At 40.0% G+C, this 26,148-nt stretch carries 19 protein-coding genes and 5 tRNA genes; 7 read left to right on the top strand and 17 right to left on the bottom strand.

Annotated elements, in window-relative coordinates:
• The first annotated feature begins 56 nt into the window (after positions 1 to 56).
• The 5 genes from B5G52_RS12295 to B5G52_RS12275 all read left to right on the top strand — a co-directional run bounded on the left by B5G52_RS12295 (position 57) and on the right by B5G52_RS12275 (position 3,946).
• Positions 57 to 701 carry an MvdC/MvdD family ATP grasp protein gene (locus B5G52_RS12295; RefSeq protein ID WP_087532937.1) on the top strand — a complete coding sequence of 215 codons (645 nt, stop codon included), beginning with the start codon at positions 57 to 59 and terminating at the stop codon, positions 699 to 701.
• Positions 692 to 1,036 carry a hypothetical protein gene (locus tag B5G52_RS22540; RefSeq protein ID WP_369679927.1) on the top strand — a complete coding sequence of 115 codons (345 nt, stop codon included), beginning with the start codon at positions 692 to 694 and terminating at the stop codon, positions 1,034 to 1,036. Before B5G52_RS12295 ends, B5G52_RS22540 begins: the two co-directional genes overlap by 10 nt.
• Positions 1,029 to 1,673: a hypothetical protein gene (locus B5G52_RS12285; RefSeq protein WP_087532935.1), complete on the top strand. Its 645-nt coding sequence runs from the start codon at positions 1,029 to 1,031 to the stop codon at positions 1,671 to 1,673. Before B5G52_RS22540 ends, B5G52_RS12285 begins: the two co-directional genes overlap by 8 nt.
• A complete protein-coding gene (locus tag B5G52_RS12280; RefSeq protein WP_087532934.1) occupies positions 1,670 to 1,882 on the top strand; it encodes a hypothetical protein in 213 nt (70 codons plus the stop codon). Before B5G52_RS12285 ends, B5G52_RS12280 begins: the two co-directional genes overlap by 4 nt.
• Positions 1,883 to 2,806: 924 nt before the next feature.
• Entirely contained in the window at positions 2,807 to 3,946 is a 1,140-nt protein-coding gene (locus B5G52_RS12275) for a PQQ-dependent sugar dehydrogenase (protein ID WP_087532933.1), read from the top strand.
• A gap of 212 nt (positions 3,947 to 4,158) precedes the next feature.
• Here the strand turns inward: B5G52_RS12275 and B5G52_RS12270 are convergent, their stop codons facing one another.
• Both B5G52_RS12270 and pbp4b read right to left on the bottom strand, forming a co-directional pair.
• The gene (locus tag B5G52_RS12270) at positions 4,159 to 5,535 is read right to left on the bottom strand and encodes a Na+/H+ antiporter NhaC family protein (RefSeq protein WP_087532932.1); all 1,377 of its coding nucleotides are present in this window, start codon (positions 5,533 to 5,535) and stop codon (positions 4,159 to 4,161) included.
• A 110-nt stretch (positions 5,536 to 5,645) separates the two neighbouring features.
• Positions 5,646 to 8,090, bottom strand: coding sequence for a penicillin binding protein PBP4B (pbp4b, locus tag B5G52_RS12265; protein WP_087532931.1), 2,445 nt, complete (start codon positions 8,088 to 8,090; stop codon positions 5,646 to 5,648).
• Between the two features lie 390 nt (positions 8,091 to 8,480).
• Here pbp4b and B5G52_RS12260 point away from each other — a divergent pair, with 390 nt between their 5' ends.
• Positions 8,481 to 9,326 carry a MurR/RpiR family transcriptional regulator gene (locus tag B5G52_RS12260; protein ID WP_087532930.1) on the top strand — a complete coding sequence of 282 codons (846 nt, stop codon included), beginning with the start codon at positions 8,481 to 8,483 and terminating at the stop codon, positions 9,324 to 9,326.
• Positions 9,327 to 9,769: 443 nt separating this feature from the next.
• The gene (locus tag B5G52_RS12255) at positions 9,770 to 12,799 is read left to right on the top strand and encodes a carboxypeptidase regulatory-like domain-containing protein (RefSeq protein WP_087532929.1); all 3,030 of its coding nucleotides are present in this window, start codon (positions 9,770 to 9,772) and stop codon (positions 12,797 to 12,799) included.
• Between the two features lie 82 nt (positions 12,800 to 12,881).
• On the opposite strand, the gene B5G52_RS12250 is transcribed toward B5G52_RS12255, so the two are convergent.
• The 15 genes from B5G52_RS12250 to lysS all read right to left on the bottom strand — a co-directional run bounded on the left by B5G52_RS12250 (position 12,882) and on the right by lysS (position 26,141).
• Positions 12,882 to 13,106 (bottom strand): hypothetical protein, encoded by a 225-nt coding sequence (locus tag B5G52_RS12250; RefSeq protein ID WP_087532928.1) that lies wholly within the window; start codon positions 13,104 to 13,106, stop codon positions 12,882 to 12,884.
• A gap of 352 nt (positions 13,107 to 13,458) precedes the next feature.
• Positions 13,459 to 14,643, bottom strand: coding sequence for an exo-beta-N-acetylmuramidase NamZ domain-containing protein (locus B5G52_RS12245; RefSeq protein ID WP_087532927.1), 1,185 nt, complete (start codon positions 14,641 to 14,643; stop codon positions 13,459 to 13,461).
• A complete protein-coding gene (murQ, locus tag B5G52_RS12240) occupies positions 14,644 to 15,579 on the bottom strand; it encodes an N-acetylmuramic acid 6-phosphate etherase (RefSeq protein ID WP_087532926.1) in 936 nt (311 codons plus the stop codon).
• 4 nt (positions 15,580 to 15,583) lie between these two features.
• Positions 15,584 to 16,480, bottom strand: a complete 897-nt coding sequence (locus B5G52_RS12235) for a BadF/BadG/BcrA/BcrD ATPase family protein (protein ID WP_087532925.1) — start codon at positions 16,478 to 16,480, stop codon at positions 15,584 to 15,586.
• Positions 16,473 to 18,044 (bottom strand): sodium:solute symporter, encoded by a 1,572-nt coding sequence (locus B5G52_RS12230; RefSeq protein WP_087532924.1) that lies wholly within the window; start codon positions 18,042 to 18,044, stop codon positions 16,473 to 16,475. Before B5G52_RS12230 ends, B5G52_RS12235 begins: the two co-directional genes overlap by 8 nt.
• 105 nt (positions 18,045 to 18,149) lie before the next feature.
• Positions 18,150 to 18,914: a L,D-transpeptidase gene (locus tag B5G52_RS12225; RefSeq protein ID WP_217896186.1), complete on the bottom strand. Its 765-nt coding sequence runs from the start codon at positions 18,912 to 18,914 to the stop codon at positions 18,150 to 18,152.
• Positions 18,911 to 20,023, bottom strand: coding sequence for a mandelate racemase/muconate lactonizing enzyme family protein (locus tag B5G52_RS12220; RefSeq protein WP_087532923.1), 1,113 nt, complete (start codon positions 20,021 to 20,023; stop codon positions 18,911 to 18,913). The genes B5G52_RS12225 and B5G52_RS12220 overlap by 4 nt, the downstream gene beginning before the upstream one ends.
• 8 nt (positions 20,024 to 20,031) lie before the next feature.
• Positions 20,032 to 21,408 (bottom strand): NlpC/P60 family protein, encoded by a 1,377-nt coding sequence (locus tag B5G52_RS12215; protein ID WP_087532922.1) that lies wholly within the window; start codon positions 21,406 to 21,408, stop codon positions 20,032 to 20,034.
• Positions 21,409 to 23,213: 1,805 nt separating this feature from the next.
• Positions 23,214 to 23,290: transfer RNA gene (locus B5G52_RS12210), tRNA-Arg, on the bottom strand.
• Between the two features lie 209 nt (positions 23,291 to 23,499).
• Positions 23,500 to 23,576, bottom strand: a tRNA-Arg gene (locus B5G52_RS12205).
• A 70-nt stretch (positions 23,577 to 23,646) separates the two neighbouring features.
• Positions 23,647 to 23,723: transfer RNA gene (locus B5G52_RS12200), tRNA-Arg, on the bottom strand.
• A 60-nt stretch (positions 23,724 to 23,783) separates the two neighbouring features.
• Positions 23,784 to 23,860: transfer RNA gene (locus B5G52_RS12195), tRNA-Arg, on the bottom strand.
• Positions 23,861 to 23,897: 37 nt separating this feature from the next.
• Positions 23,898 to 23,990: transfer RNA gene (locus B5G52_RS12190), tRNA-Ser, on the bottom strand.
• Between the two features lie 129 nt (positions 23,991 to 24,119).
• Positions 24,120 to 24,308, bottom strand: a complete 189-nt coding sequence (locus tag B5G52_RS12185) for a hypothetical protein (RefSeq protein WP_087532944.1) — start codon at positions 24,306 to 24,308, stop codon at positions 24,120 to 24,122.
• A gap of 297 nt (positions 24,309 to 24,605) precedes the next feature.
• A complete protein-coding gene (lysS, locus tag B5G52_RS12180; protein WP_087532921.1) occupies positions 24,606 to 26,141 on the bottom strand; it encodes a lysine--tRNA ligase in 1,536 nt (511 codons plus the stop codon).
• Between the last annotated feature and the right edge of the window lie 7 nt (positions 26,142 to 26,148).

The following is a 26,148-nucleotide window of genomic DNA, read 5'->3' as shown; positions in this document are numbered from 1 at the left end:
ATGATTGCACTTAATACTTGAATTCAAGAAGTTTTAAAAAAATGGAAATCTAAAAATTGATATTAATTATTTCTAATAAAACAGATTTGGCGACTGACTACCTTGTTCATTATTTATCTGAGAAAAAAATAAAATATGTCCGATTAAATACGGAAGACTTTCAGTTAAAGTGGGAAGTTAACTTTGATATCAGTTCTAAAGGTAGTGAAGTTATTATTCATAGGTATTCAGATAATTATAAATTATCAACAACTATGATTTATGGAGCTTACATCCGTCAGCCACAGCTTCCTGATCTAAACTTAAGTAACTCTGATAAAGAGTTTGGTATGAGGGAAGTTGGTGAAACACTAAAAAGTTTATGGAGAGTTATACCTGAAAAAATATGGCTAAACGCCCCACATAATATTTTAAGAGCGAGCAATAAACCTGAACAACTTCAAATAGCAAAGTCTGTTGGATTTAATATTCCGAATACTTGTATTACATCAAACATTGAGAAAATTTATAGTTTCTACCAAAGTAATAATCAACAGATTATAGCTAAAGCGGTTAAGCACGGTTTTCAGTATGATGGCTATAAAGCTAAAGTAGTAGCAACACAAAAACTTAATTCTAAACAGCTCTCTACCATTAAAAATTTTGCAAAAGTACCTATGATTTTTCAGGAGTTCATAGAAAAAACAGTGACATACGGGTAACTGTCGTTGGAGATAGAGTATTTGCTACAGAAATAAGCTCTCAGGAATTTCAAGAAACCTCAACAGATTGGCGACTCTCTGACTATTACGAAATTAATTTAGAACATAAGATAATAAACCTACCTGTTGATATCGAAGCCGCATGTATAAAAATAACAAGACATTTTAATTTGAAATTTTCTGCAATCGATTTAATCTATTCCTTGGATAAGACGTTTTACTTCCTTGAGATGAACCCTAACGGGCAGTGGGCTTGGATTGAACAGATTACAAAACAAGGAATTAGGAAAGCTATCACCTCAGAATTAATCAAGAACGAGATAAAAAATGCTTAATGAAAGTGAGCTTCAACAAAAAGTAACTTCTTCTGACATAGAAGTCTTAAAAATTAGTGAGAAATTTTTAGATGAAAAAATTGATTCAGAATATAAAAGAGGCGAATCGGCTGAGAAAAGAGCAGGATTAATAATAGGTACTCTAGGCGCTTGCTCTGCAATACTGGTTTTTTTTGCTAGAAATACATTACAAAGTAATGAGTCAGATCCCTTAATTACAGCCATATATATTTTTGCTGCATTGTGGTTAGCAAGAGCGGTTTGGTATGCAAACAAAAGCTTTAAAACTCAGAGCAGAAAACAGTTTACTCACCATAATATCTTTTCAATTCAAGATAAGTGTGAAATAGAAGCGAGAAAAGAGATTCTTATAGGTAAAATCTGGGAATATGAACAAGTAATCCAGCCTAATAGTGAACGTTTATTTTATATCCAAAGAGCGCAAAGAGCATTAATAACATTTATTGGGATTCTATTAACTTTAGGCGCTACTACATCATTCAATGATTTAATTTTAGAAAGCTTAAAATTATGCATAGTTAGCACTCTGTCTGCTATTGCATTGATATACTGGATTATTGGGGATAAAGTAATAGAAAATAATGGGGTTTGGGTTTATAAAAAGGATCAGAAATGAAGAAAAACAAGTCTTTTCTGTTAGGGTTTGCATTAGAATTAAAAAACTCTAACGAACAAAAATACCACTATGATGAAGAATTAAATTTAAATGTATTTTCAAAAACAGGACTACCAGTCTCACTTAGTGCAGAAATGCAAACACAATCTAAAACACATTCGGCTCCTGGAGATGATGATCCAGACTATCAAGCTGAACTTTGCTTTTAGAAAAAAATACACAAGGTCAGGTCTTGCATCTTACCAAGACTAAAAACTAATCTCACGTTTAACACCCTTTCCCCCGTCATCACGCCCTGAAAAGAAGCAATTGATGAGTAATATCGCGCATGGATGCGCGTTAAGGCGGAACTAGGCCATGGGTGAAAAGCGTAGCTTTGAACGAGAGGCCATGGATGGCCGAACTGGGGAGCGTACATGGATGTGAAAGTTGGCCTATCTTCGCCGTTTACGTTCACATCAATTACGCATTGAAGGATTAAGCGTGATGCTCGGGGGCGCTGGGTGACGAGTGACCGAAACGAAGTTTCGCAGCGCGAGGAAGTGGAAGCATGGATGCTGACAGGAACCCAGCTTCAGGGATAAATTACTTGCAGCAGAATCAATTTGAAAACCGAGCGCACCTTGGTTGCTGCCAGCAATCTGGCAAAAAACCTTGAATAAGGTTTCTAATGTAGGTCGCGGATTTATCCCGACAAAAGTTAGCAAGTTAGCAAGTTAGCAAGTTAGCAAGTTAGCAAGTTAGCAAGTTAGCAAGTTAGCAAGTTAGCAAGTTAGCAAGTTAGCAGAAAAAACCTTCAGCCAAGATGATGCAACTTTTTGGGATAAAAGCCCAGCAAGCTCAGAGCCTATGGTGTTAAACCCTTCGAGGCTAAAGCCAACTCCCACATCAAATATTTAACCTCGGTGCAGCGAAGCGCCTCTGTGGTGAAATTCACTTTTTCGTCCTAAATGACATTCTACAATTTAAGCTCGTTGGGTTTCGTTGCACTCTAACCAACCTACAACATCCGCGCGGCGACTCCGTCATTTATCTGATATTTACGTAAATAGTCGTACTTTCGTGAAAGTTAATAACAATCTCACTCATAACGCGCTAGGCTAATAGCATCATGTTTAAAAATTGGAGTCATTATGAAAAAGTCTTTTTGTACTAGCTTAATCATCAGCCTCATTGGTTTAACAAGCTTACAGGCATGTGCACAGCAAACCGAGCAAGAAATTCCTGTCGCTAAAAGCGCTGATAAATATGAGCTTGAATTAATCGCTAAAGGCATTCAAATCCCTTGGGGAATGGCGTGGCTTAACGAACAAGATTTATTAGTGACTGACCGCGCTGGCGAACTTAGGCTTATTCGTGATGGCAAATTGCTAGATCAAAAAATCACTGGCGTGCCTAAAGTACATGCTCAAGGACAAGGCGGCTTATTAGATATTGAACTTGATCCTAATTTTAACGACAACGGCTGGATTTACTTTTCATATTCTGGTTATGAAGGTGATGGCGAAGGCTATAATACGTCAATCATGCGCGCACAACTAAAAGACATGGCGCTCGTTAATACTCAACTACTGTTTGATGGTGCGCCAAATACCACGGCAACCAAACATTATGGTTCGCGTATTGAGTTTGATAACGACGGTTATTTATATTTTTCTATCGGTGATCGCGGTAAGCGTGATGTTCACCCGCAAAGCCTTGAGTACGATGCAGGTAAAATTCACCGCATTAACAGCGATGGCTCAATTCCTGAGTCAAACCCATTTGTAAGTCAGCCAAATGCGCATAAGAGTATCTATTCGTATGGCCACCGTAACCCTCAAGGCATGGCAAAACACCCGCAAACGGGCGCAATTTGGAGTCATGAACATGGCCCTCGTGGCGGTGATGAAATCAATATTATTAAAGCAGGCGCTAACTATGGCTGGCCAGAAATAACCCACGGCATTAATTATATTGGTACTAAAATTACCGATGAAACAAGCCGTGAAGGAATGGAGCAACCAGACTGGGTTTGGGTACCGTCTATTGCGCCCTCTGGTATGGAATTTGTTACCAGTAATAAGTACCCACAATGGCAAGGTCACGTACTCGTTGGTGCAATGAAGTTTGCTCACTTAGTATTAGTTGAGCTTGATGGCAATAAAGTAACGGGTCACAGTAAGCTGTTTGAAGGCGCTGGCCGCGTACGCAGTATTTCAACTCACCCAAGTGGTGATTTATATCTGGGCATTGATGGTATGGGAATTTACCGAATAGTACCGAAAGTATAGCGGTTCGCGCTTCGCAATATTGTATTTATATTAGCAAATTACTTTTACCATTAAAGGTTCACAAAGACGTTATGAGCCGCTGCGCTGAGGAGGAGTATTATTGAATCACTCATTTCCTTCTCATTCCTTTCTCTTTGTGAAATAAATTTACCCAAAAATAAAAAGCCTGCAAATTTGCAGGCTTTCTCGTTAACTTTACTCTCGCTAACTCTCTACAACACTATAATGCTTGTAATGAGGTAAGCCACAAATGTTAAGCCACCAGCGAATAGCGCATACGGCATTTGGGTTTTAACGTGAGTGAGTAAGTCACAACCTGATGCAATTGCTGAAACTGCACTGGTGTCGGATATTGGCGAGCAATGATCGCCAAATACGCCGCCACCTAAGATTGCCGCAATCACTAATGAAGGCGGTAAACCTAGCGCTTGGATCAGTGGCACACCAATGGGGATAAGTATTGCAAACGTGCCCCAAGACGTACCCGTGGTGAACGAGATAACCGCACCGGTTACAAACAGTACTGGCACCACTAAGTATATAGGTAAGTAATCACCCACCAGCCCTGCCACAAATACGCCCGTGCCTAAGTCTTTTAAGCTGGCACCTAAAGTAAGTGATAGCAAAACAATAGCAACTAAAGGCAGTAGCTCGCCCATGCCTTTAAAGCCAATATCAACTAATTTATGGTGAGTAAACTCACGTGATGACACCATTAAAAAGTAAGCAACTACGCAGGCTAAAATAGTGGCATACAGTACTGATTTAGAACCACTACCGCTGGCAATATCACCATTACCTGACCAATACATAAAGCCAACCATACTACCAATTAAGGTAATTAGCGGCACTAGCATGTAACGTGCTTTTGTACCTTTTACTTCTTCTTGTAGTTCTGTTTGTTGATGTTCTAATTGTTCTTCTGCTTTTTTAAGTGGACCGTGAACTTTATCAAATGAAATGGTGTAAAACACTATCAACAAGGTAATGATTGCATAGAAGTTATAGCCTATGCTGCCCCATAAAACCGATACAGCCGATTCGTCCATTTCATAGTTACCCAATAAGCCAAGTACGTATGCGCCCCAACCATTGAGTAATATTAAAATACACACTGGCGCACTGGTGCTGTCAATCACATAAGCTAAACGGGCGCGGCTCATTTTGAATTTATCGAATAAACCACGCGACAAAATACCCGCAGTAAGTACACTTAGGTTAGATTCAATAAATACTGCAATCCCTGAGAACATAGTTAAAAAGCCAACTTGGCGTTTGCTTTTGGCCACGCCTTTGTTCATCAACATATTAACAGTGGCAGCCACACCGCCAGACTCACGAATATAAGCAAGCAATGCACCTATCAAAATACTAAATATGAGTATGCGGCTATTACCCGGTGAGCTTGCCACACTTACGACACGTTCAATGGTGTTGATAAAAGTATTAAACAGCGTGTTACCGTCGCCTTGTAAGGCTAATAAAAACTCTGATGAAGCAACGGCAACAAGCAGTGCCATAATCACTTCTTTGCGCCAAAATACGATTAGTATCGCTATCAACGGCGGTAAAATGGAATACCAAGACATACAAAAACCTTTTAAGTTGCGACTATGCCGCTGTTATAATTATTATCAGCCTGAGGCCAAAATAAGCCCACTAGCTTAATATGTTGCGTAATAAACTCAACATAATTCGACTAATGATTTAAAAGAGCTTCATAAACAAGCGAAATCACTGAGCCATACTTGCCTGTTTCAAACTTTTTACCGATAAACTCATAGTGAGTGTCACTGCCTTCAATGGGTGTATGGCGGGCATTTGTTAATAATACGATTGCTAAGTCATACACAGGGTCGATAACCGTTACTGTGCCAGTCCACCCTGTATGACCATATGCTTGCGCGCTTGCATAAGGGCCAAAATGCCATTTTTGCGCCCCATGACCGGCTCTTCGCCAGCCTAAACCATAAGTTTCGTTGCTCGCTTGTGCGTTAGTAAATTGCTCAATTACTTGTGGAGTAAATAATTGTTTGTTGCCATAGCCACCGCCATTTAATAGCAGCTGCATCATTATGCTCAGATCATGCCCGGTGCTAAACAAACCGGCATGGCCTGCAACACCGCCAAGTGCATAAAATGCTTTTTCATCGTGCACTTGGCCTTGCAATACCGTTGTACGTACATTTTCAAATTCTAAACGTCCACCTCGGGTATTACCTTGCAGCTCAGTCGCGGCGATTTTATTTTTGCTAAAGCCTTTTTGCAGTGGATTATAAACAGTTTGAGTTAAGCCCAAGGGTTGGTAAATTTGCCCTTCTACGTAACTATCGAGTGATTGCCCTGTAATACGCTCAACTAATACGCCAAGTAACATGTAGTCAATATCTGAATAGAGGTGCCTTACATTACGCCCAGCCACAAAGGGGATGCCTGTTAGTAACAAGTTTTTAGTGCGCAAGCTATTTTGCGAGAAAAATCGTTCGCCAAATTTATTATCTTTACGGTGAAAGTCCACCACCGCAGGGTAACCTGCGCTATGGGTCAATAAATCTTTCACTAAGCGCTGCTCGCGCCCTGCACCTCTAAATTCTGGTAGGTAATAAAATAGTGGCTTTTCAACATCCAGTTGACCTTCACTAGCCAGCTTCATTAACGCAAAGTTAGTGGCAAACATTTTTGTGTTGGATGCAATATCAAATAGGGTATCAGCGTGCATTTTTTGCGGATGGGCTAGTAAACTTCCATCTGCAGAGTATTTTTTTGCATCCCCATAGTGGCTTAACTTAATCAGCTGACCATCTTTTACCACGGCAAGAACAGCACCGGGGAAACCTTGGTTTACTTCTTCGTTGATAAGTGTATCTACTTCTTTAAAACTCACTTTTTTTGCGGTTTTATTGGCAAGTGTTGGGTAGGAAAATCGTAAAGTTAAACTTGCACCTTCAGGCATAACGTTATCTACTTTGAAGGTATTAGTGCCATTATGAGTGCGCTTAGAAAGGCTATATTTATAATGTTGTTGAGGGGTTAATGGGTTTGCAATGTTGATTTTTTCACCATTGATAAAAATATCCGCACTGGTTGCATTAGTGTTTTCAATAATAAGCTCGCCACGGCCTTTATATGCTTTAAAAGTCCCTCTGTCATTTACTAATAATCGGCTACTTGGGTTGTTATCAGGGATCCGTGCAACAACTTGTGCATTACTTAAGATGATTGGTTTGGCGACATCTACTGTTTGTTCTTTTTCATATTGTGCCATTAACTTAGTTAATTTTTTAGGAAAGTACTTTTCCATCAAAGCAAACAGTACAGATGCACTACGGGCATCGGCATTACCACTTACATGCCAAGGTAAAAAGTGCATTTGAAATGCGCTTAAGGTATCAAGTGTTTGTGGGTCAAGTTGGTTTGTTGCTTGAACGTCATAACCATAGCCACGTAATGCTTTTTGCATTAACGCTATCGACGGTTTAACTAAACTAAATTGTTGCCAATACTTATCAACGGTTTCACTTTCGTACCACGCGCCAATGCCAGCTTTATAAAGTTGATACCAGGGAAATCGTGGGCCCGGATCGTTTTTACGGCTCGGTGCAATATCGGAATGACCGACCACTTGAGTAGGCCCAATATCTGGATTACGCGCTAAAATACCTTTACTTAATTCAATCAATAATTCCATTTGCTTGGCATCATAATCAGGAAAGATACACAGTTTTGATGCATCATTTTCCATGTGTACATCAGCGGGCACCTCAGGGTAATGGCAAGTGGGCACATTGACTATTTCAATACCAATGGACTGGTCGTTTAAATCTTCTCGGCCTTGCCAAAAGCTGCGTCCGGCATGCCATGCTCTATCGTGCTCATCCACTAACTGAATAATTTTAAGTTCGTCTTCGGGGTAGCTCGCATCGTTTGATTCAGGTAATAAGTAATGAGCACTTAGGCCGCCTTCTTCGACCAATACGCGCATCGATTTTTCATAATCAATGGCTGTGTAATGCATCACTAAAAATTTAACGCGATGGCTATAATTAGCTGACTGAGTAAATTCATAAGGCGTAGAAGCACAACTTACAAGTAAGGTTGCCGTCGTCAATAAGCCAAGCTTTTTAAACCAAGATACAAACGTCATAGTTCTCTCATTACTGAAAAATCATAATAAACATAAATAGTGAGGCTTAAACTATCAAGTACCAATCTCACCTTTTCCCTATGCTAAACACTACCACAGATGAACAAGTTGTAAATAATTTATTTACAAAAAACAGATAGCGAAAGATATTTTATATCTAAAATGATTCTACGATTGCTTTAATTAGAGTTTTTCTTAATTTGGTTGTCAAACTATATTATTCCTATTATTCTTAAGTATTATTCCAAATAAAAACTTACAACTAATTGGAATATTATATTTACTTATAAATTTAATATATAAATTATAGCAACAGGTGAACCCAAAATAAGTACAAGCTAATTTCATTTAATGCTATAAATACACTAAATACTTTAATAAGCGAGCACTATGTCTACATTTGTTAAAATCAAAGCATTGCGTCAGTCTTTGTCAAGCAGTGAAGCAAAACTAGCAGACTTCACATTGAATTCAGCTAATGCTATACGTAATCTTTCTTCTGTTGAGTTAGCCAAGGTTGTTGGTGTTAGCCAATCAAGTGTCGTTAAATTTTCACAGAAACTGGGCTATAAAGGGTTCCCTGCCTTTAAATTAGCGGTTATCGATGCATTGAATGATGAAACCAGCGAGCCGAAATTACACGGTAAAATCACATTAAGTGATTCATTAGAACAAATTGCCGAAAAATTATTAAGTAGCAAGCTAGCCGTACTAAGTGAAACTAAAAACCTTAACGATGCCCCCTCTTTTGAACAAGCTGTTAGTTTGCTTAAATCCGCTAAACGTATTTTAATTTGTGGCTTAGGCGGCTCAGCGCTCGTAGCAAAAGATTTCTCTTATAAACTACAAAAGCTTGGTATGCCCGCTATCGCAGAACCCGATGGTCATGCACAACTTTCTTATGTATCAACGTTTGGTAAGGGTGATTTAGTGATCGCGATTAGTGAATCAGGGGTAACTCGTGAAATTGCTGAAGTGGTAAAACAAGCAAAGCATAACAATAGCCATGTAATTTCTGTTACTAAGTTTGGCAATAGTCCCGTGGCGGATGCAGCAAATGTGAAACTGTACTCTGTTGCAGAAGAAGAATCCGTGCGCTTATCATCTATTCTTGCTCGCACCGCGCAAGATTTTGTAATCGACATCCTATTTATTGCATTAACCCAGTCTAGTCGCCAAGGCCGCAAGTTGTTAGAGCACTCTAATGATGTAGTTGGCGAGTTTAGAAACCACTAAATACATATCACTATAGAACAGGCCGCATTCGCGGCCTTTTTATTTTCAATTGAATCCAACAACATCCTTTTTCTCTATAAAATATTTCAACGCTACCTCCATAAATAATTATTTAATTTTAAAAGATACTATTAAATTACAAATCAACCCCGTTTGCTATTTACTTAAGAAAATATTTTCCAAAGAGGGACTCAAGGTAACTCATTACTTTAATTCAACTTTATTAAAATTTATCTTTAGTCATATTGTGAAAAATTATAACCACCATACTTTTAATATATATTATTTCTATCAAACAACAGTTTCAGAAGAAATTATTCTTGACCAGTACTGGCAACACATGTTTAATAGAATGGCAACAAATAATAAAAGTTTATGACTCTATTCGGGAAATCAACACAGTTCAGAGCAATAAACAAACTTATAATAAGGACGGGGAAACGATGAAAAAACATGCACCAACCTTCAATATAAGCTCTTTAGCGCAAGCAACACACCGCGCTTTGCGAGTACCAAAAACTGCAATAACAGGTGCGCTGATAGCCGCAGCTCTGAGTAGTGCTCCAGCACTCGCCAACTTAAACGGTGCAATTAAAGGTAAAGTAGTAACAGAACAAGCAAACCAATCACTCGCAGGAATAACGATCACAGCTCGCAGTAACGTCATGCCAAAAGCACGTACTGTTGTAACGCGTGAAGATGGTAGTTATGATTTACCGCAACTAAAACCAGGTACTTACGAGCTAACGTTTGAAGACAACAACGGTATTACCCAAACGATGACCGTTGATGTACTGCTTGAGCAAACTTCGAGTGCAAATGTAGTACTAAGTGCTAATAAAGAAAGCGTTGAAGTAATTACGGTAACAGGCAGTAAGTTATTCCGCCAAGGTAATTCGTCATTAAGTAACTCGCTTGGTAAAAAAGCGATTGAAAGCGTACCTGTAGGTCAAGACTATCGCGATTTATTAAAACTAGTACCCGGTGTTGAGCTTTCACAAAACTCAACCCTTGGCCCATCTGCTGGTGGTTCAGGGGTTGATAATTCATATGGCTTTGATGGCGTAAATGTATCATTGCCTATGTATGGTAACTTAGCGTCTGAACCGTCTACTCACGATGTTGAGTTTGTTACTATGGACAGAGGTGGTGCAAAAGCCGTTGGATTTAATCGCTCGGGTGGTTTTTCAATCAATACTGTATCAAAGTCTGGTACTGATGAATTTCACGGCAACGTTGAATATAAAGTGCAACCTAAAAGCTTTGTTGCAACACCTGTTGGTTCAGAAAGCTATGAACTTGATAAAAGCTGGTTAACAGCTAGTTTAGGCGGCCCGCTGATTGAAGATGAATTGTATTTTTATACCTCTTACTACCGCCCAGAAGAAACACGTTCGAATAAAGATACCGCCTACGGTGAAGTAAAAGACTACGAAAGCGTACGTGATGAGTACTTTGGTAAATTAACTTGGGCCCCTACTGATGATCTCCTGTTAAACATTTCACAACGTACTTCAGATAAAGAGATCAATGGTCGTTCTGTTGGTGCTTATGAAACTGACTCAGTATCTGTTGGTGATAAAGCATCGCAAGATATCTTTACGTTAGATGGTTCTTGGATTTTAGGTTCAGCAACTACGCTCTCATTTCAATATAGTAAATTTGACCTAGATACAGGCTCACAGCCAGATAACGTGTTATCTGTAACTCCGTCGCTATCTAGTCAGCTCGATATCAGTAACCTAGAACAAATGGGTTACTTCTCAGTCCCTAGTATTCGTGATTACGACCCAGAAGGGAGTTATACCCAAGCACAGATTGATGCCTTTAATAACGGTGCAACGCCACTTATTAACCAATATGGTTATACTGAAGATGGTCAAATGCTTGGTGGCGGTGGCGTAGGTGCTTATTATCAATATGATAACCAGGACTTTTCTCGCGATAGCTTTGAAGTAAACCTTGAACACGAATTTGATTGGGGTGATACATACCACACACTTCACTTTGGTGCTAAGTGGGAGAAAGGCGTTGAAGAGCTTACTCGTTTATCAAATGGATGGGGCCGAGTTTCTTACGTAGGTGGGCTTGATGAAAGCTTAGAAGAAGGCAGTACTGCGCCAGTTGTTTATCGTGCATATGTTCAACAAATGAGCCTTGCAACTGATGGCAGCACACCCGTTTCAGGAATAAAATCTGAAACACGTAGTCTTAACTTTGAAATTAATGACACGATTGAAGTGGGTGACTGGACTTACAACCTTGGCTTACTAGTAAGCCAAGACACTTGGTATGGTCAAGGTTTACGCGAAGCATCTGGCACACTATCAGGTTACGAAGTTGCTCCGGGTAATAAATATGAAATGTACCAAACAGATTGGACTGACATGCTGCAGCCGCGATTAGGTGCAACTTGGACCTACTCTGATGAAGATTCAGTATTTGCTAACTTCTCAATCTATAACCCTGAAGCAAGTTCACTAGCACGTGCAGCATCATGGGACCGTAATACTCGTGCTGAAGTCGAAGTAGAATTTGATGATGCAGGTAATGTTATCTATGCAGAGCCTCGCCAAGGTTCATCAGGTAAAGTATTTGCCGATGACATGAAACCACGACGTGTAACCGAATTTACAATTGGTACGACTAAGTATGTCGGTTCTGATTTAGTACTTCGTGCTCACGTACGTCATCGTAAAGGTAATCACTTTTGGGAAGATATGCCGAATACTGGACGCTTAACTGATTATTCAGAGGTTGAAGCATCAGGTGTACCAGCTGATATTGCTGCACAAGGGTTATATGTCGATAATCTAGATGCGATTCGTGATGAGATTGGTGGTTCTTCTTATGTTATTGCTGAAGTTGATGGCGGCGAAACCAAATACTGGGAAGCCAGCATTGAAGCTGAGTACATGGGTGAAAACAGCTATGTAAATGCATCATACGTATGGAGTCATTACTACGGTAACTTTGACCAAGATAATACCACCGCGACTAATGATGCGAATAACTTTATTGGGTCGTCTTACTATGGTGATGGTCGTGGTCGCTATCCATGGGATAACCGCTCCGGCACATTATCAGGTGATAAACCACACTTGTTAAAAGTTTATGGTTACTACACGGTTCCTTGGGAAGCGAATGTGGGCGCTTACTTTGTATTTCAATCAGGTAAACCATGGGAAGCATGGGATGGTTCAATCTATGGTTATTCAAGCGACACAAGCCGCTATGGAGAGCCTGCAGGTAGCCGTCGCAGTGCGAGCCACTGGCAACTTGATCTAAACTATACGCAAGACTTTAAAGTTGCAGGTGATTTCGAGATGCAATTTAGAGCTGACTTGTTTAACGTATTTAATCGCCAAACAGGTTACAACAATAACCCATATATGAGTTCAGAAACATTTGGGGAATACCGTAACTACTACAACCCCCGTACGTTACAACTTTCATTCAACTTTGAATTTTAAGGGTTAGACAACCAAGCACTAATTTCCCCCAATCCAGGGTAAGGCCACATCAGTGGCCTTTTTTATACCTTAAATACAGAACTTATTGCACAAAGCGCTGATCAGTAGCAATTTCACATTGAGCAACCTCTTTGGGTTGGTTGTTTCTGTCGACTACCCAGCATTGTTCATAGATAGAGCAATAACAAAGCTCAATTAGAACTTGTCCATCCATTTCAAGCGCTTTGCTTAAGTAACCTGAACTCTGGATAATAAATCTATCTCCAGCGACTACTTTCAACGCTAACTGCGTTGAATTTACTTGCAATAGGCCAGCTATTGACGCGTAAATTCGCCTTGTTATCGCTAAAAGTCTCCGGCTGGAGACTAATAAATATATTTGTGATTTAATGTCAATACATTAGTACATCTCTTAACCAGAGTTCAGGTTAAGTAATCTTTATCTTTTAATGTAACTGCATGTACATTTGCTTGGCTTGGTAAAATACGGGTACTCATGTGAGATTGGACAAGACTCGAATTAACTAAAAAATCAGACCACTTTCTTACAGGTTCATTATTTCTATTCCATTAAATTTAGCTACACGCCTTTTTTAAGCGCAATAAAAACGCAGACTAGTCTGCGTTTATCAAGTTAATACTGTACTGCTTTTATGCTTTTACTGATACAGCAAATACGGCTTTCGCTGTTGTTTAAAGCGCTCTAAACCTTGCTGCCAACTCTGTTTAATTTGGTGTTCGGTTTGCCCTGCTTCAATTGCTAAGCGCAGTTTATCGGTGCCGGCCAGCTTATCCATAAAACTTGCACGTTCGAAAAACACCTGTTCATTAACGGTGAGTTTTTTATAAGCACTAATAAATAAGCTTAAATCGAGTCCCTTTATCATACTGTCACGTAAATCTACGCCTTGCACCGTCACATCTTTAAATTTAGGGTTCATAGACGCGCCTTTAATCGCACGAGGTGTAAAGCTAAACTCTCCTAGAGCTACAGGCGAATACCCAACAACTTGAAAGGGAAAGTCAGTACCACGCCCTATCGTGATGGGTGTTGCTTCGAAAAAACATAATGACGGATACAAGGTAATTGATTGTGCATTAGGTAAATTAGGGCTTGGCTTTACGGGCACTTGGTATGAGGTATTGCGAGTATAATTGGCTACAGGAAATACGCTCAAATCAAGTTCGTTAGCGCTATCTATCCAATTCTCACCTTTGATCATTTTGGCTAGTTCACCCACAGTCATACCATGTAACACTGGAATGGGGTGCATCCCAACAAAAGAGCGAAACTCAGACTCTAAAATTGGCCCGTCAACATAAGCAATGTTTGGGTTTGGTCTATCAAGTACCATAAATTTTACGTTGTTTTGCGCCGCGGCTTCCATCATATAATGCATCGAGCTGATATAAGTGTAAAAGCGCACACCCACATCTTGAATATCAAAAATGATCACATCAAGTTCACTCAGTACTTCGGCATCGGGCTTTTTATTACTGCCGTAAATCGACACTACATCAATGCCTGTTTTAGCATCTACAGCACTTTTTACATGAGCACCTGCATCATGATCGCCACGAAAACCATGCTCAGGAGCAAAGATTTTAACGATGTTTACTCCTTCAGCGCGTAACACATCAACAAGGTGCACACCATCGACTTGCGATGTTTGATTAACAACTAAGCCAACTCGCTTACCTTGTAGCTCAGGTAAATAATGCTCAAATTGCGCTGCAGCTACCTGTAGTTTTAGACTCACAGGTTGAGTGACTTCAGCGTGCGGTGAATTGTTACAAGCCACTAACACTAAGCAAGCTAATAACACAAGCGCTCTTAAAAACATCTATAACTCCACTGCTTTACGTAAAAAGCCATCAGCTTGAGTGAGCATTTGCTCTGCTTGCGCTGCATCTTTACCTGTTAGCACAATTAAGATAGCTAACTTCGCGCTTTGTTTTGCCTGTGCGAGTGCATCAACAGCTCGCTGATGTGAGCAGTCGGTTGCTTGCATAACAATACGAATAGCACGGGCATGAAGCTTTTCATTGCTAGCATTTACATCCACCATGAGGTTTTTATATACCTTACCTGTGCGGATCATACTGGCAGTACTAAGCATATTTAAAACGAGCTTTTGCGCTGTGCCAGACTTCATCCGAGTTGAACCTGTTACCGCCTCTGCACCAACAACTGGGCAAATACCAATATCAGGTAACTTCATCACTAACGAATTAGGATTACAGGTAACACCAACCGTTTTACAACCCACAGATTTAGCGTATTCAATTGCAGCACGTACATAAGGAGTACGGCCACTGGCGGCAATCCCCACTACAACATCTTTGGCTTGTAAATTAATCGCTTTTAAATCCTCAACACCTAAAGTAAGGCTATCTTCAGCTCCTTCAACGGCTTTTTTAAACGCTGTTTCGCCGCCGGCAATAATCCCCATCACTTGTTGATCATTAACGCTATATGTTGGTGCGCATTCTACGGCATCTAAAATCCCTAAGCGCCCGCTTGTGCCTGCACCTATATAGATCAGTCGGCCACCTTGTTTAAACGCTGTTTCAATATAGTCAACCGCTTCACTAATTTGTGGAATAACCAATTTAACAGCTTGGGCAACCTTCTGATCTTCTTGATTTATTTTGGTCAAGATTTGCATGCTATCAAGCAAGTCAATATCTAGAGTATCTGGGTTCTGCCCTTCTGAGACGATACCATTTAGTTCCTCTAAAAGTGTACGTTGTTGTTCAAATGCGTATTCAGAACTCATCGGTTTATCCTATATAGTCATTTTGCAAATGCTGGTGTGCCAATAAGGTGGCACCACGCAATGAATCTCCCAACCTAGGGGTAATCAATTGCTGCATTTGCTGATTTAATAGCGCTATCGTAACATCAGCTAAGCCACCTGTTAACATAACAGGTAATTCGCTGTTTGCGCGTGTTTTTTTAATTAAATACTCAACTTGTCGAGCATGATTTTTTAGTAATGTGTGTGCGACTTCGCAGTCGTCTTGCAGTTCAAAAATAAGGTATGTAAAACGAGCATAGTCAATGGCTTTAGCTGCATGTAACCAGGTACTAAGCTGAGCCCGTTGGCAACCAATGAGATTAGCTATTTGTTTAGTTACCTTACTGTTTGGCGCACCAAAACAATCTATATCGTTAAGAAGCGCTTGAACTGCGCTCAAACCTAAATGTGCGCCGCCACCAAAATCATCAGCCATAAAGCCCCAGCCACCAATAAGGTGAGTGTTACCATCTTCGGTTAGTCTTGCTCCAACCGCGCCTGTACCTAAGGCTACCATGGCAACGGGCTTGCCTTCATTTGCACCATACAAAGAGCTTATTGCATCACTGTATATATGTAATTGAGCAAACTTAATGTCACAACCAAGCTCAAGGGCTGCAGTTAACCGTTCCGACAGCTCTTTTGAGCCACCTCCGGCCACACCCATGACCGCAATAACTTCGTCTAGTTTTGCGTTACTTTGCTCAAGCAAGTTGTAGATCATGGCTTCAATGTTGTTTAATGCCGTTTGAAAGTTATTACTTAATGATGCTTCGCCGCCATGCGCCACATAGGTGGTATCACTGTTTAAGTGAATAATATGTGCAGTAATTTTAGTTCCACCGCCATCAAGTGCGAGTAAATAATTTATTTTACTCATCCGCCGACTTCCTTAATACAGGCTTCCCTAAACAACACACTATTGTGGCTAATGCAGTGCCGATACAAAGCTGCCAAGTAAAGCCTAAGTAAAAACGTTGCTCCTGCGGTAATAACCAGTCAATCATGTATGGCTGCATTAATAAAGTGACTAAAAAGCCTATAATCAAAGCTGCAAGCACTGAACTTTCACTGCCACGTTTGGTGAACAAAGTAGTAAAATACACACCTAACAAACCACTATACGAAAATACCATGACACTTAGCGCAAACTTTAACAGTGGCATATCAGAGTACTGCTGCCAAAAATAACAAAGGATGGCCATAACGGCTAAAGAAAGACTCACAAACGCCATTCCCACGCGTCCTGCCTTAACAAAATGACTGTCAGCGACCTGCTTGTTTTTAGCTTCTAAATATGGGCGATACAAATCTTGTACTATAACTGAAGACATTGAACTTAAACCGGAATTTAGTGTAGAAATTGCCGCCGCTATAATACCTACGCTGACAAGTCCTTTTACCCCGGCAGGGGCTTCATTGAGTACGTAGTACATGAAAATAGTAATCTTCTCACCATTAAACTCTTGCACTACTTGAGCACCATCACTGTTCATCAATAAGGGTTGTTGATAAACCACATAAAGCAATAGGCCGATAAAGATAAAAACCAACATGACTGGAATAACCATCACAATCGAAAGTACTAAGGCTTTACTACCTTCTTTCTCGCTTTTGCAGGTTAACAACCGCTGTGTCATGTCTTGATCTAAGCCAAACGCTGCAATATTTAATAGTACAAATCCGGTTAATACCGAGGCGATATTGAACACACCACTGGGGCCAAAATCGAGATCAAACTTAAAAATGGCTAATTTAGAGTCAGCACCAGGAGCAGGCTCATTTAAAGTTGCCATAATGGTCGAAAAATCCGCCGGTATTAACAATAACAAACACCAAATAACGGCAATTGCGGCACTTACATAAACAATGCTTTGCAGCACATCTGAATAAATTACACTTCGAATGCCACCAAACACGGTGTATAACAAACCAGCTAAAGCCAACAATAAAGTGGCTATGATCACACTTTGCGCTTCTATATTGCCATACAAAATCATAGCTACCGCTATAGCCGCCATATATAAACGTGCACCACTGGCAAACACGCGACCAAATAAATACATTAATCCACTACGACGCTTAGCTTTTGGGCCAATGCGTTTTTCAAGCAGCTCATATACGGTATAAACTTTTTGCTGGTAAAACTTAGGGATCAAAAATACAGATACTATAAAGGCAGCTATGAAAGCACCAATATTAGTTGCTAAATAAGACAAATCCCCTTGATAGCCTTGATCTGGCCCACCAATAAACGTAGCGGCTGATTGCGATGTTGCTAATACCGAAATTGCCACCATCCATGTTGGCATACTATTGCCGCCTAAAAAGAAATCTTGGCTTGAATTGGCACGCTTACGATTAAACCACCAGCCACTAAGCAATAAAATTGCACCGTAGCTTGCAAACACGAGCCAATCTAACAAGGTGTATTGTGCACTCATTTATTATCCCAACAAAAAACAACTTAAGGAATATATTATTCCATCAAATAAATTAAAAGCAAATGATTTTATTATTTCATTTGCTCAACTCTGCTTTAAAATCTGCTATTTAATACTAGGCAGGTTCCACACTACTTGCTTTTGTGCATATTGCTGCTTTGGTAAGCTCACCATTAATGGGGCATTTTTTTTATCTAACCATGCTAATAAACTATCCATATTTTGCTCAGTCATAGCTGTACAGCCAGCGGTTGGCTTATCTTGGGCTCGCCATAAATGCATAAAAATACAACTACCAGCACCATCGATATTTTCACTATTATGCTTTACAACAATGCCTTTTTTATACAGATTGTCTTGACTATAGATATCACGGCGCATCCATTCGGACGACCCTTTAACCGCCGTATCACCCACGACTGACTTATCAACTAATTGATTATAAAATGGCGAGCCTTTTACATCTATGCAATAGTCGTTAGCTGTCATACCTTGATAGGTCATGTTAGTTTGTAATGAGTCTAAATAACCAAATGCGGTACCTAGCTCAAAAATACCTGCAGGCGCTTTACCATCACCTTCTTGCTTTTGCAGGCCCCCTTGCTCTGGATGTAAGCCTATTCCCCATGCTAAACCTGTGCGCCCTAATACCACAGAATAATCATCACCGACTTGTTGCCACCCACTCTCACTTTGTTCAAAACGATACAATTGCGCTTGTGTGGTTTGCCAATCATCAGCAATTACGACTACCAATTGTTTTGTTTGCTCTGGTATAACCGTGTTTTGAGCACTAACATGTTGCTGCGCACACCCCACAGAACTACTCAATATAAGTGCCGCAGTGGTTATTTTTATATATTTTTTCATATTGGCCAGACTCCATCGGTTATATCTTGTAACCCATCTATTTTAATTATCCCTAAACCTGGCGCATCACCTAACGTGATTGCAGGCCCTTTAAACTCAACCCCACCTTGTACTGGATCGTACTGGCCAAGTGCAGGGCCGTCTAAATCAATTTTAGTGATTTGCTGCGCTTTTGCTGATGCCAAATGAGCTGCGCCTGCTACTGCGATACTTCCTTCAAGCATACAACCAATCATGCATTGTGCTTGATATTGTGCGGTAATATTGGCGATTTCTATCGCGCGACTAAGGCCGCCAGTCTTCATCACTTTAATATTGATAATATCTACTGCGTTTTGTTCTAGCAACTGAATAACCTGCTGCGGCGAGAACGCACTTTCATCAGCCATTATGGGTGTATTAACACGCTCTGTTATGTATTTTAATCCTTTAAAATCATCACTTTTAACGGGTTGTTCGACAAGCTCTAATTGTACATTGTTATTTTCAAGCTGTTGTAACGCAAACACCGTTTGCTTCGCTGACCAGCCTTGATTTACATCTAAGCGTATTTGCGCTTGTTGGCCATAATCTTGGTAGATAGCATTAATGCGAGCAATGTCTTGCTGTAGGTCGTTGCCTATTTTTACTTTTAAAATATCAAAGCCTTGTTGCACTGCAAGTTGGCAATCAGCAAGCATTTTATCAATCGCATCAACACTAATGGTTATGTCGGTTCTAAGATCTTTGCTGCCACCACCAAGTAACTTATAAAGCGGTGCTTGATACAACTTACCCCACAGGTCATAAACAGCCAGTTCTAAAGCTGCTTTTGCGCTGTAATTGCCTACCACTGTTGATTGAATAATCTGGCAAATCTGATTAATATTTTCTATCTCTCTATCAATCAATTTTGGGGCAATAAATTGACTAATTACACTCATCATACCTTGGTGGGTATCACCCGTAATAACAGGTGTTGATGCTGCACTACCGTAACCTAGTTGGCCGCAGTTTGTCTCAATAATAATCACTAAGTCTTCAATAAAACTGACTTCTCGTAACGCTGTTTTAAAAGGGGTAACTAGCGGCACTTTAAGTTTGGCAAAACGTATTGTTTTTATTTTCATATTGGCTCCTAACGAATACGCTTAATATTATAAACTCGGTCTAAATAGCTCACCTTTTGGGATAAACGTAAAGGCAGCAACGGTGTTACCGATACACCGTTAAGTGACCCTGAGTAAAAACTGCCATCAGCATTGTTGTAACCTAACCCTTTTACGTCGTGGATCACGTATGGCTGGCCGTTTTGTTCACCCAGGTACATCATTACATGGCCAGGGATATAAATAAGATCACCTATTTTCATTTGCTGTGTTACACCAAGCTTTTGTTGCTCGGTGCTTTGTTTATCAAAACGGTTATTAGTGCCGTACTCACTACTACCTTGTTGCCCTGAATTACGAGGCATTAATAAACCAAAACTTTTATAAATTTCACCAACAAAACCGGTGCAATCCCGGCCATTGTAGTCATGGCCCCAACCATAACGTTCACCTAAAAATTTAAAACCTTGTTTGATCAAATTAGCTTCAGTGTAGGGTAAATACCCCATATTTACATCCGCAGATTTACTGATCATTGCAGGTTTTATTTCTAATAGCCCTTGCTCGTTTCGTGTCGGTAACTGCACAACATGACTTGCATAGGTATTTTGACCATTTAGTAAATGCGGAACATCTTTTGCTGCCATTAAAGGTAAGCGCACCCCCATATCGAGCTGTACTTCTGAGCGAGAGTTATCATCTGGCACATATGCAGTCCTCACTTTGGCACCCGTTACTAATAAAAAGTCAACTTGGTTTTTGTACTCTCGAATAGTATTCGCATCACCAAAAGCAATATCTTCAGCTGGCGTCCAAGCCAAATAATTATAAGCGCGAACTAAAAGCCACTTTTTATCTGTACTTTGGTGCAGTACAGCTACACTTTCACCAGGGAACATGCCACTTTCTTGAAAACGATCGAGATCTTTATCTAAACCACTATTTAAAACACGATCCCATGTTGGAAAAGTACGTAATGCGGTGCGCTTTACCACCATACCAAAACGCACTTTATTAGTATTTTTTACTGCATTTAGATTTAAATTATTGGTATATTTAGCAAAATGCTTGGCACTCAGCTGACGACCATCAGTATAAAAACGCGGACTTTTAGGCACTGAACTCGCTTTTAAAATAGCCGCTTCTAAATCGTCTTTACTGAGTGTTTTTTTATAATCAAGCGGGTCTACAATGTAATCGTTATCGCTAATTAGCTTTTGGTTAAATGCTTGGATCTGCTCTGGCTGCATTAACACTTTGGCTGATACATTTTGTTTAAGCCAATGCTGCGCACTCAGCTGTGACTGAGTAACGCCAATTACATCAGATTGCCAACCTTGAGCCTGTACAGGACTACAAAGAGCACAACTTAGAGCTATAGAAATGGCGATAATTGAACGACGCATATGTCCCCCTAGAATTTGTTGAATCACTAACAAATGAGTTGATCTGTTAGTTTCGTTTTTACCATTGTTGTTATTTTTTATTCGCTAGTCTATTTATCTCCTATCTACATGGCAACAAGTTGAGGTTTAAACAATGTAGATAGCTCGAACAAATAATGAAAATTAAATTCTAAATAAAACGACATTAAAGGAATATTTTATTAAATCTAACACAAATTTACGGCTAAGCAAATTTATCTACTTGGCTGATTTTAACTATTTAGGATTTAGCGCCACCCAAATTACTCATGTAATCGCTTATGAAGTAGGTTTATACTTAATTGTCAAAACAAAAATATATTAATCTCAGCTACATTTAAAGCAATGCAAGCCCACGCCAGATTTGATTCTGATATCAATTAAAAACTTTCCTCCTAGTTCTTAAAGCGAAATGCCTCTTAAGCTCATTGTTAATAATTGACTTAAAACCTATTACACAAAGAAAAAAGAAGGTGAAATAACGAAATGCTTAAATAGTAATAGAAAGTGGTGGGCGCAGGACGTATCTTGTAAGAGTGAACCTGAGACCGCTCAGTTGGTGGTTTAATCTTTAAAAAGCACGGGATAAACCAGAGCTTATTGCAAATTTCAGACATAAAAAAACCGACTATCGTCGGCTGTTTTCTATTAACTTAAATAGTAATAGAAAGTGGTGGGCGCAGGACGTATCTTGTAAGAGTGAACCTGAGACCGCTCAGTTGGTGGTTTAATCTTTAAAAAGCACGGGATAAACCAGAGCTTATTGCAAATTTCAGACATAAAAAAACCGACTATCGTCGGCTGTTTTCTATTAACTTAAATAGTAATAGAAAGTGGTGGGCGCAGGACGTATCTTGTAAGAGTGAACCTGAGACCGCTCAGTTGGTGGTTTAATCTTTAAAAAGCACGGGATAAACCAGAGCTTATTGCAAATTTCAGACATAAAAAAACCGACTATCGTCGGCTGTTTTCTATTAACTTAAATAGTAATAGAAAGTGGTGGGCGCAGGACGTATCTTGTAAGAGTGAACCTGAGACCGCTCAGTTGGTGGTTTAATCTTTAAAAAGCACGGGATAAACCAGAGCTTATTGCAAATTTCAGACATAAAAAAACCGACTCTCGTCGGTTACTTTTTCTATAAAAATTATAGAAAGTGGTGGGCGCAGGACGTATCTTGTAAGAGTGAACCTGAGACCGCTCGGTTGGTGGTTTAATCTTTAAAAAGCGCGGGATAAACCAGAGCTTATTGCAAATTTCATACATAAAAAAACCGACTCTCGTCGGTTACTTTTTCTATAAAAATTATAGAAAGTGGTGGGCGCAGGACGTATCTTGTAAGAGTGAACCTGAGACCGCTCGGTTGGTGGTTTAATCTTTAAAAAGCGCGGGATAAACCAGAGCTTATTGCAAATTTCATACATAAAAAAACCGACTCTCGTCGGTTACTTTTTCTATAAAAATTATAGAAAGTGGTGGGCGCAGGACGTATCTTGTAAGAGTGAACCTGAGACCGCTCGGTTGGTGGTTTAATCTTTAAAAAGCGCGGGATAAACCAGAGCTTATTGCAAATTTCATACATAAAAAAACCGACTCTCGTCGGTTACTTTTTCTATAAAAATTATAGAAAGTGGTGGGCGCAGGACGTATCTTGTAAGAGTGAACCTGAGACCGCTCAGTTGGTGGTTTAATCTTTAAAAAGCGCGGGATAAACCAGAGCTTATTGCAAATTTCAGACATAAAAAAACCGACTCTCGTCGGTTACTTTTTCTATAAAAATTATAGAAAGTGGTGGGCGCAGGAGGATTCGAACCTCCGACCGCCTGGTTCGTAGCCAGGTACTCTATCCAGCTGAGCTATGCGCCCACATTCTATTTTTGATTTTAAGGTCTTATCTGACTCATACACTCTATTTAAGGACATAAAAAAACCGACTTGTGTCGGCTATTTTCTATTAACTTAAATAGTAATAGAAAGTGGTGGACGTAGGACGTATCTTCAAAAAGTGAACCTCCGACCGCTTGGTTGTTAAACCAACACTTTACTTTTTTATACTCTGAAGCATGAGTTAAAAGTGGTGGGCGCAGGAGGATTCGAACCTCCGACCGCCTGGTTCGTAGCCAGGTACTCTATCCAGCTGAGCTATGCGCCCACATTCTATTTCGATTTTAAGGTCTTATCTGACGGCTTTAATCAGTTGCTAAACTAACTGTATTCAAAAGTGGTGGGCGCAGGAGGATTCGAACCTCCGACCGCCTGGTTCGTAGCCAGGTACTCTATCCAGCTGAGCTATGCGCCCACTTTTTGATTTCTTATTTATACTCTAAGTAGAGTGCGCTTTTAACAAGCAAGTAAAGGATGGTGGGCGCAGGAGGATTCGAACCTCCGACCGCCTGGTTCGTAGCCAGGTACTCTATCCAGCTGAGCTATGCGCCCATTCTTTACATTACAAGAGACAATTTATAAAAATAAATGGCGGAGAAGGAGGGATTCGAACCCTCGATAGAGCTACAAACCCTATACTCCCTTAGCAGGGGAGCGCCTTCGGCCACTCGGCCACCTCTCCGTCTTGTGGGGCGTATAATAAAGATTTCAGAAAATATGTCAAACACTTTTCTTGTTAAAAGTAGCTGTTCGGTTAGAGAATACACATTAGTGTAAAAAAAGAGCGTTTTAAGCTTGATGATTAAGCAACTTAGGATTTTTTAATATCAGCCTCAACACCCAACAATGGAACAAGCTCATCACCTAGCTGTTCTAAATACTGATCTTGATAACCTAATTGTTGAAATTCGGCAATACACGCACGATAGTAGTTTTGTCTTTGCTGTTCATCTGTGAAGCTATCCAAAGAGCTTAGCTTTGGCTGTTTCTTATCTTTCATATCTAAATCCATTTATCTATAAAACACTTTAGGGTTAATTTCTAAATCCGAGTACATACTTTACGCTGTATTTACACTTAATAATCTACCCGATATTTATATCTTTGTACTTTTTAATAAGATTACATCTAAATAATTATCTAATTTAATAAAAATCAGTTAATTACATCAGCAAAAAGCTGATTATCGACTATGTTAGATTTAATACTACGAAATAGCGTACGCACCTTGCAGATATATCGTACACAAAAACGCCGCATTTAAGCGGCGTTTTTCTACTATTTAATAAAAATAGTATTAGTCAGCTTGTGGACGCATATGCGGGAACAAGATAACGTCTTTGATTGTAGGTGAATCAGTAAACAACATAACTAAACGGTCAATACCAATGCCCTCACCTGCTGTTGGCGGTAGGCCATATTCAAGTGCGCGAATGTAATCTTCGTCGTAATGCATTGCTTCATCATCGCCCGCGTCTTTTTCTTCAACTTGACGCGTGAAACGCTCTGCTTGATCTTGTGCATCGTTAAGCTCAGAGAAACCATTAGCAAGCTCGCGGCCGCCAACAAAGAACTCAAAACGGTCAGTAACAAATGGGTTTTCATCGTTACGACGTGCAAGTGGTGATACTTCCCACGGATAGCCTGTGATAAATGTAGGTTGGATAAGCATGTGCTCGGCCGTTTCTTCAAATATCTCACATAAGAACTTACCAGGGCCCCACACACAGTTTTCAGGAATTTTAACGTGCACTTGTTTAGCATACGCTTTTAATTCTTCAAAATGATTTTCTGGGTCGTTAAATACCGCAGCATCAAAGTCTGGGTTATATTTTAAGATTGCATCCGCCATGCTTAAACGGGTAAACGGTTGACCAAAGTCATACTCTACTGAGTCAATCACTTCACCGTTTTCGTCTTTTGTTGTATTAACAACAATTGGGCTGCCAAGTACGTTTGTTGCCACTGTACGAAGCATATCTTCGGTGATGTTCATTAAGTCGATGTAATCAGCGTATGCTTGGTAGAACTCAATCATAGTGAATTCTGGGTTGTGACGTGTTGATAACCCTTCGTTACGAAAGTTACGGTTAATTTCAAATACGCGGTCAAAACCACCTACCACCAAGCGCTTTAAGTAAAGCTCTGGTGCAATACGTAAGTACATGTCGATATCAAGAGCATTGTGGTGAGTCACAAATGGACGCGCCGTTGCGCCACCAGGAATAACCTGTAGCATCGGTGTTTCTACTTCCATGAAGTCACGGTCAGCTAAGAAACGACGAATACCTTCAACTACTTGTGAGCGAATACGGAACGTCTCACGAGTTGCTTCGTTAGTGATCAAATCAACATAACGTTGGCGATACTTAGTTTCTTGATCCGATAGACCATGGAATTTTTCAGGAAGTGGGCGTAATGACTTAGTAAGCAATTGATACTCAGTCATTTCTACGTATAAATCGCCTTTACCTGATTTATTAAGTGCACCTTTAACACCGATGATATCGCCGATATCTAGTTGACCATATTTTGCTTTTAAGTCTTTTTGTACATCTTTAGATGCATACGCTTGTACGCGACCTTTCATGTCTTGAATTGCAAGGAAAGGACCACGCTTAGCAAGGATACGTCCAGCAATTGAAACTACATGCTGAAGCCCTACTAACTCTTCTTTCGATTTATCACCAAACTCAGCCTGCAAATCTGCCGTGTAATGCTCACGACGGAATTGGTTTGGATGACCGTTGGCTGGGCAATTTTCGCGAATAGCGTCTAATTTGCCACGACGCTCAGCGATTAACTTATTTTCGTCTTGGATTTGATCAGTCATTTTTTAG

The organism is Pseudoalteromonas sp. A601 (assembly GCF_002165575.1).
Taxonomy (GTDB): Bacteria; Pseudomonadota; Gammaproteobacteria; order Enterobacterales; family Alteromonadaceae; genus Pseudoalteromonas.
The sequence above is the reverse complement of the archived record's forward strand: the minus strand, read 5'-3'. Positions and strand labels throughout refer to the sequence as shown.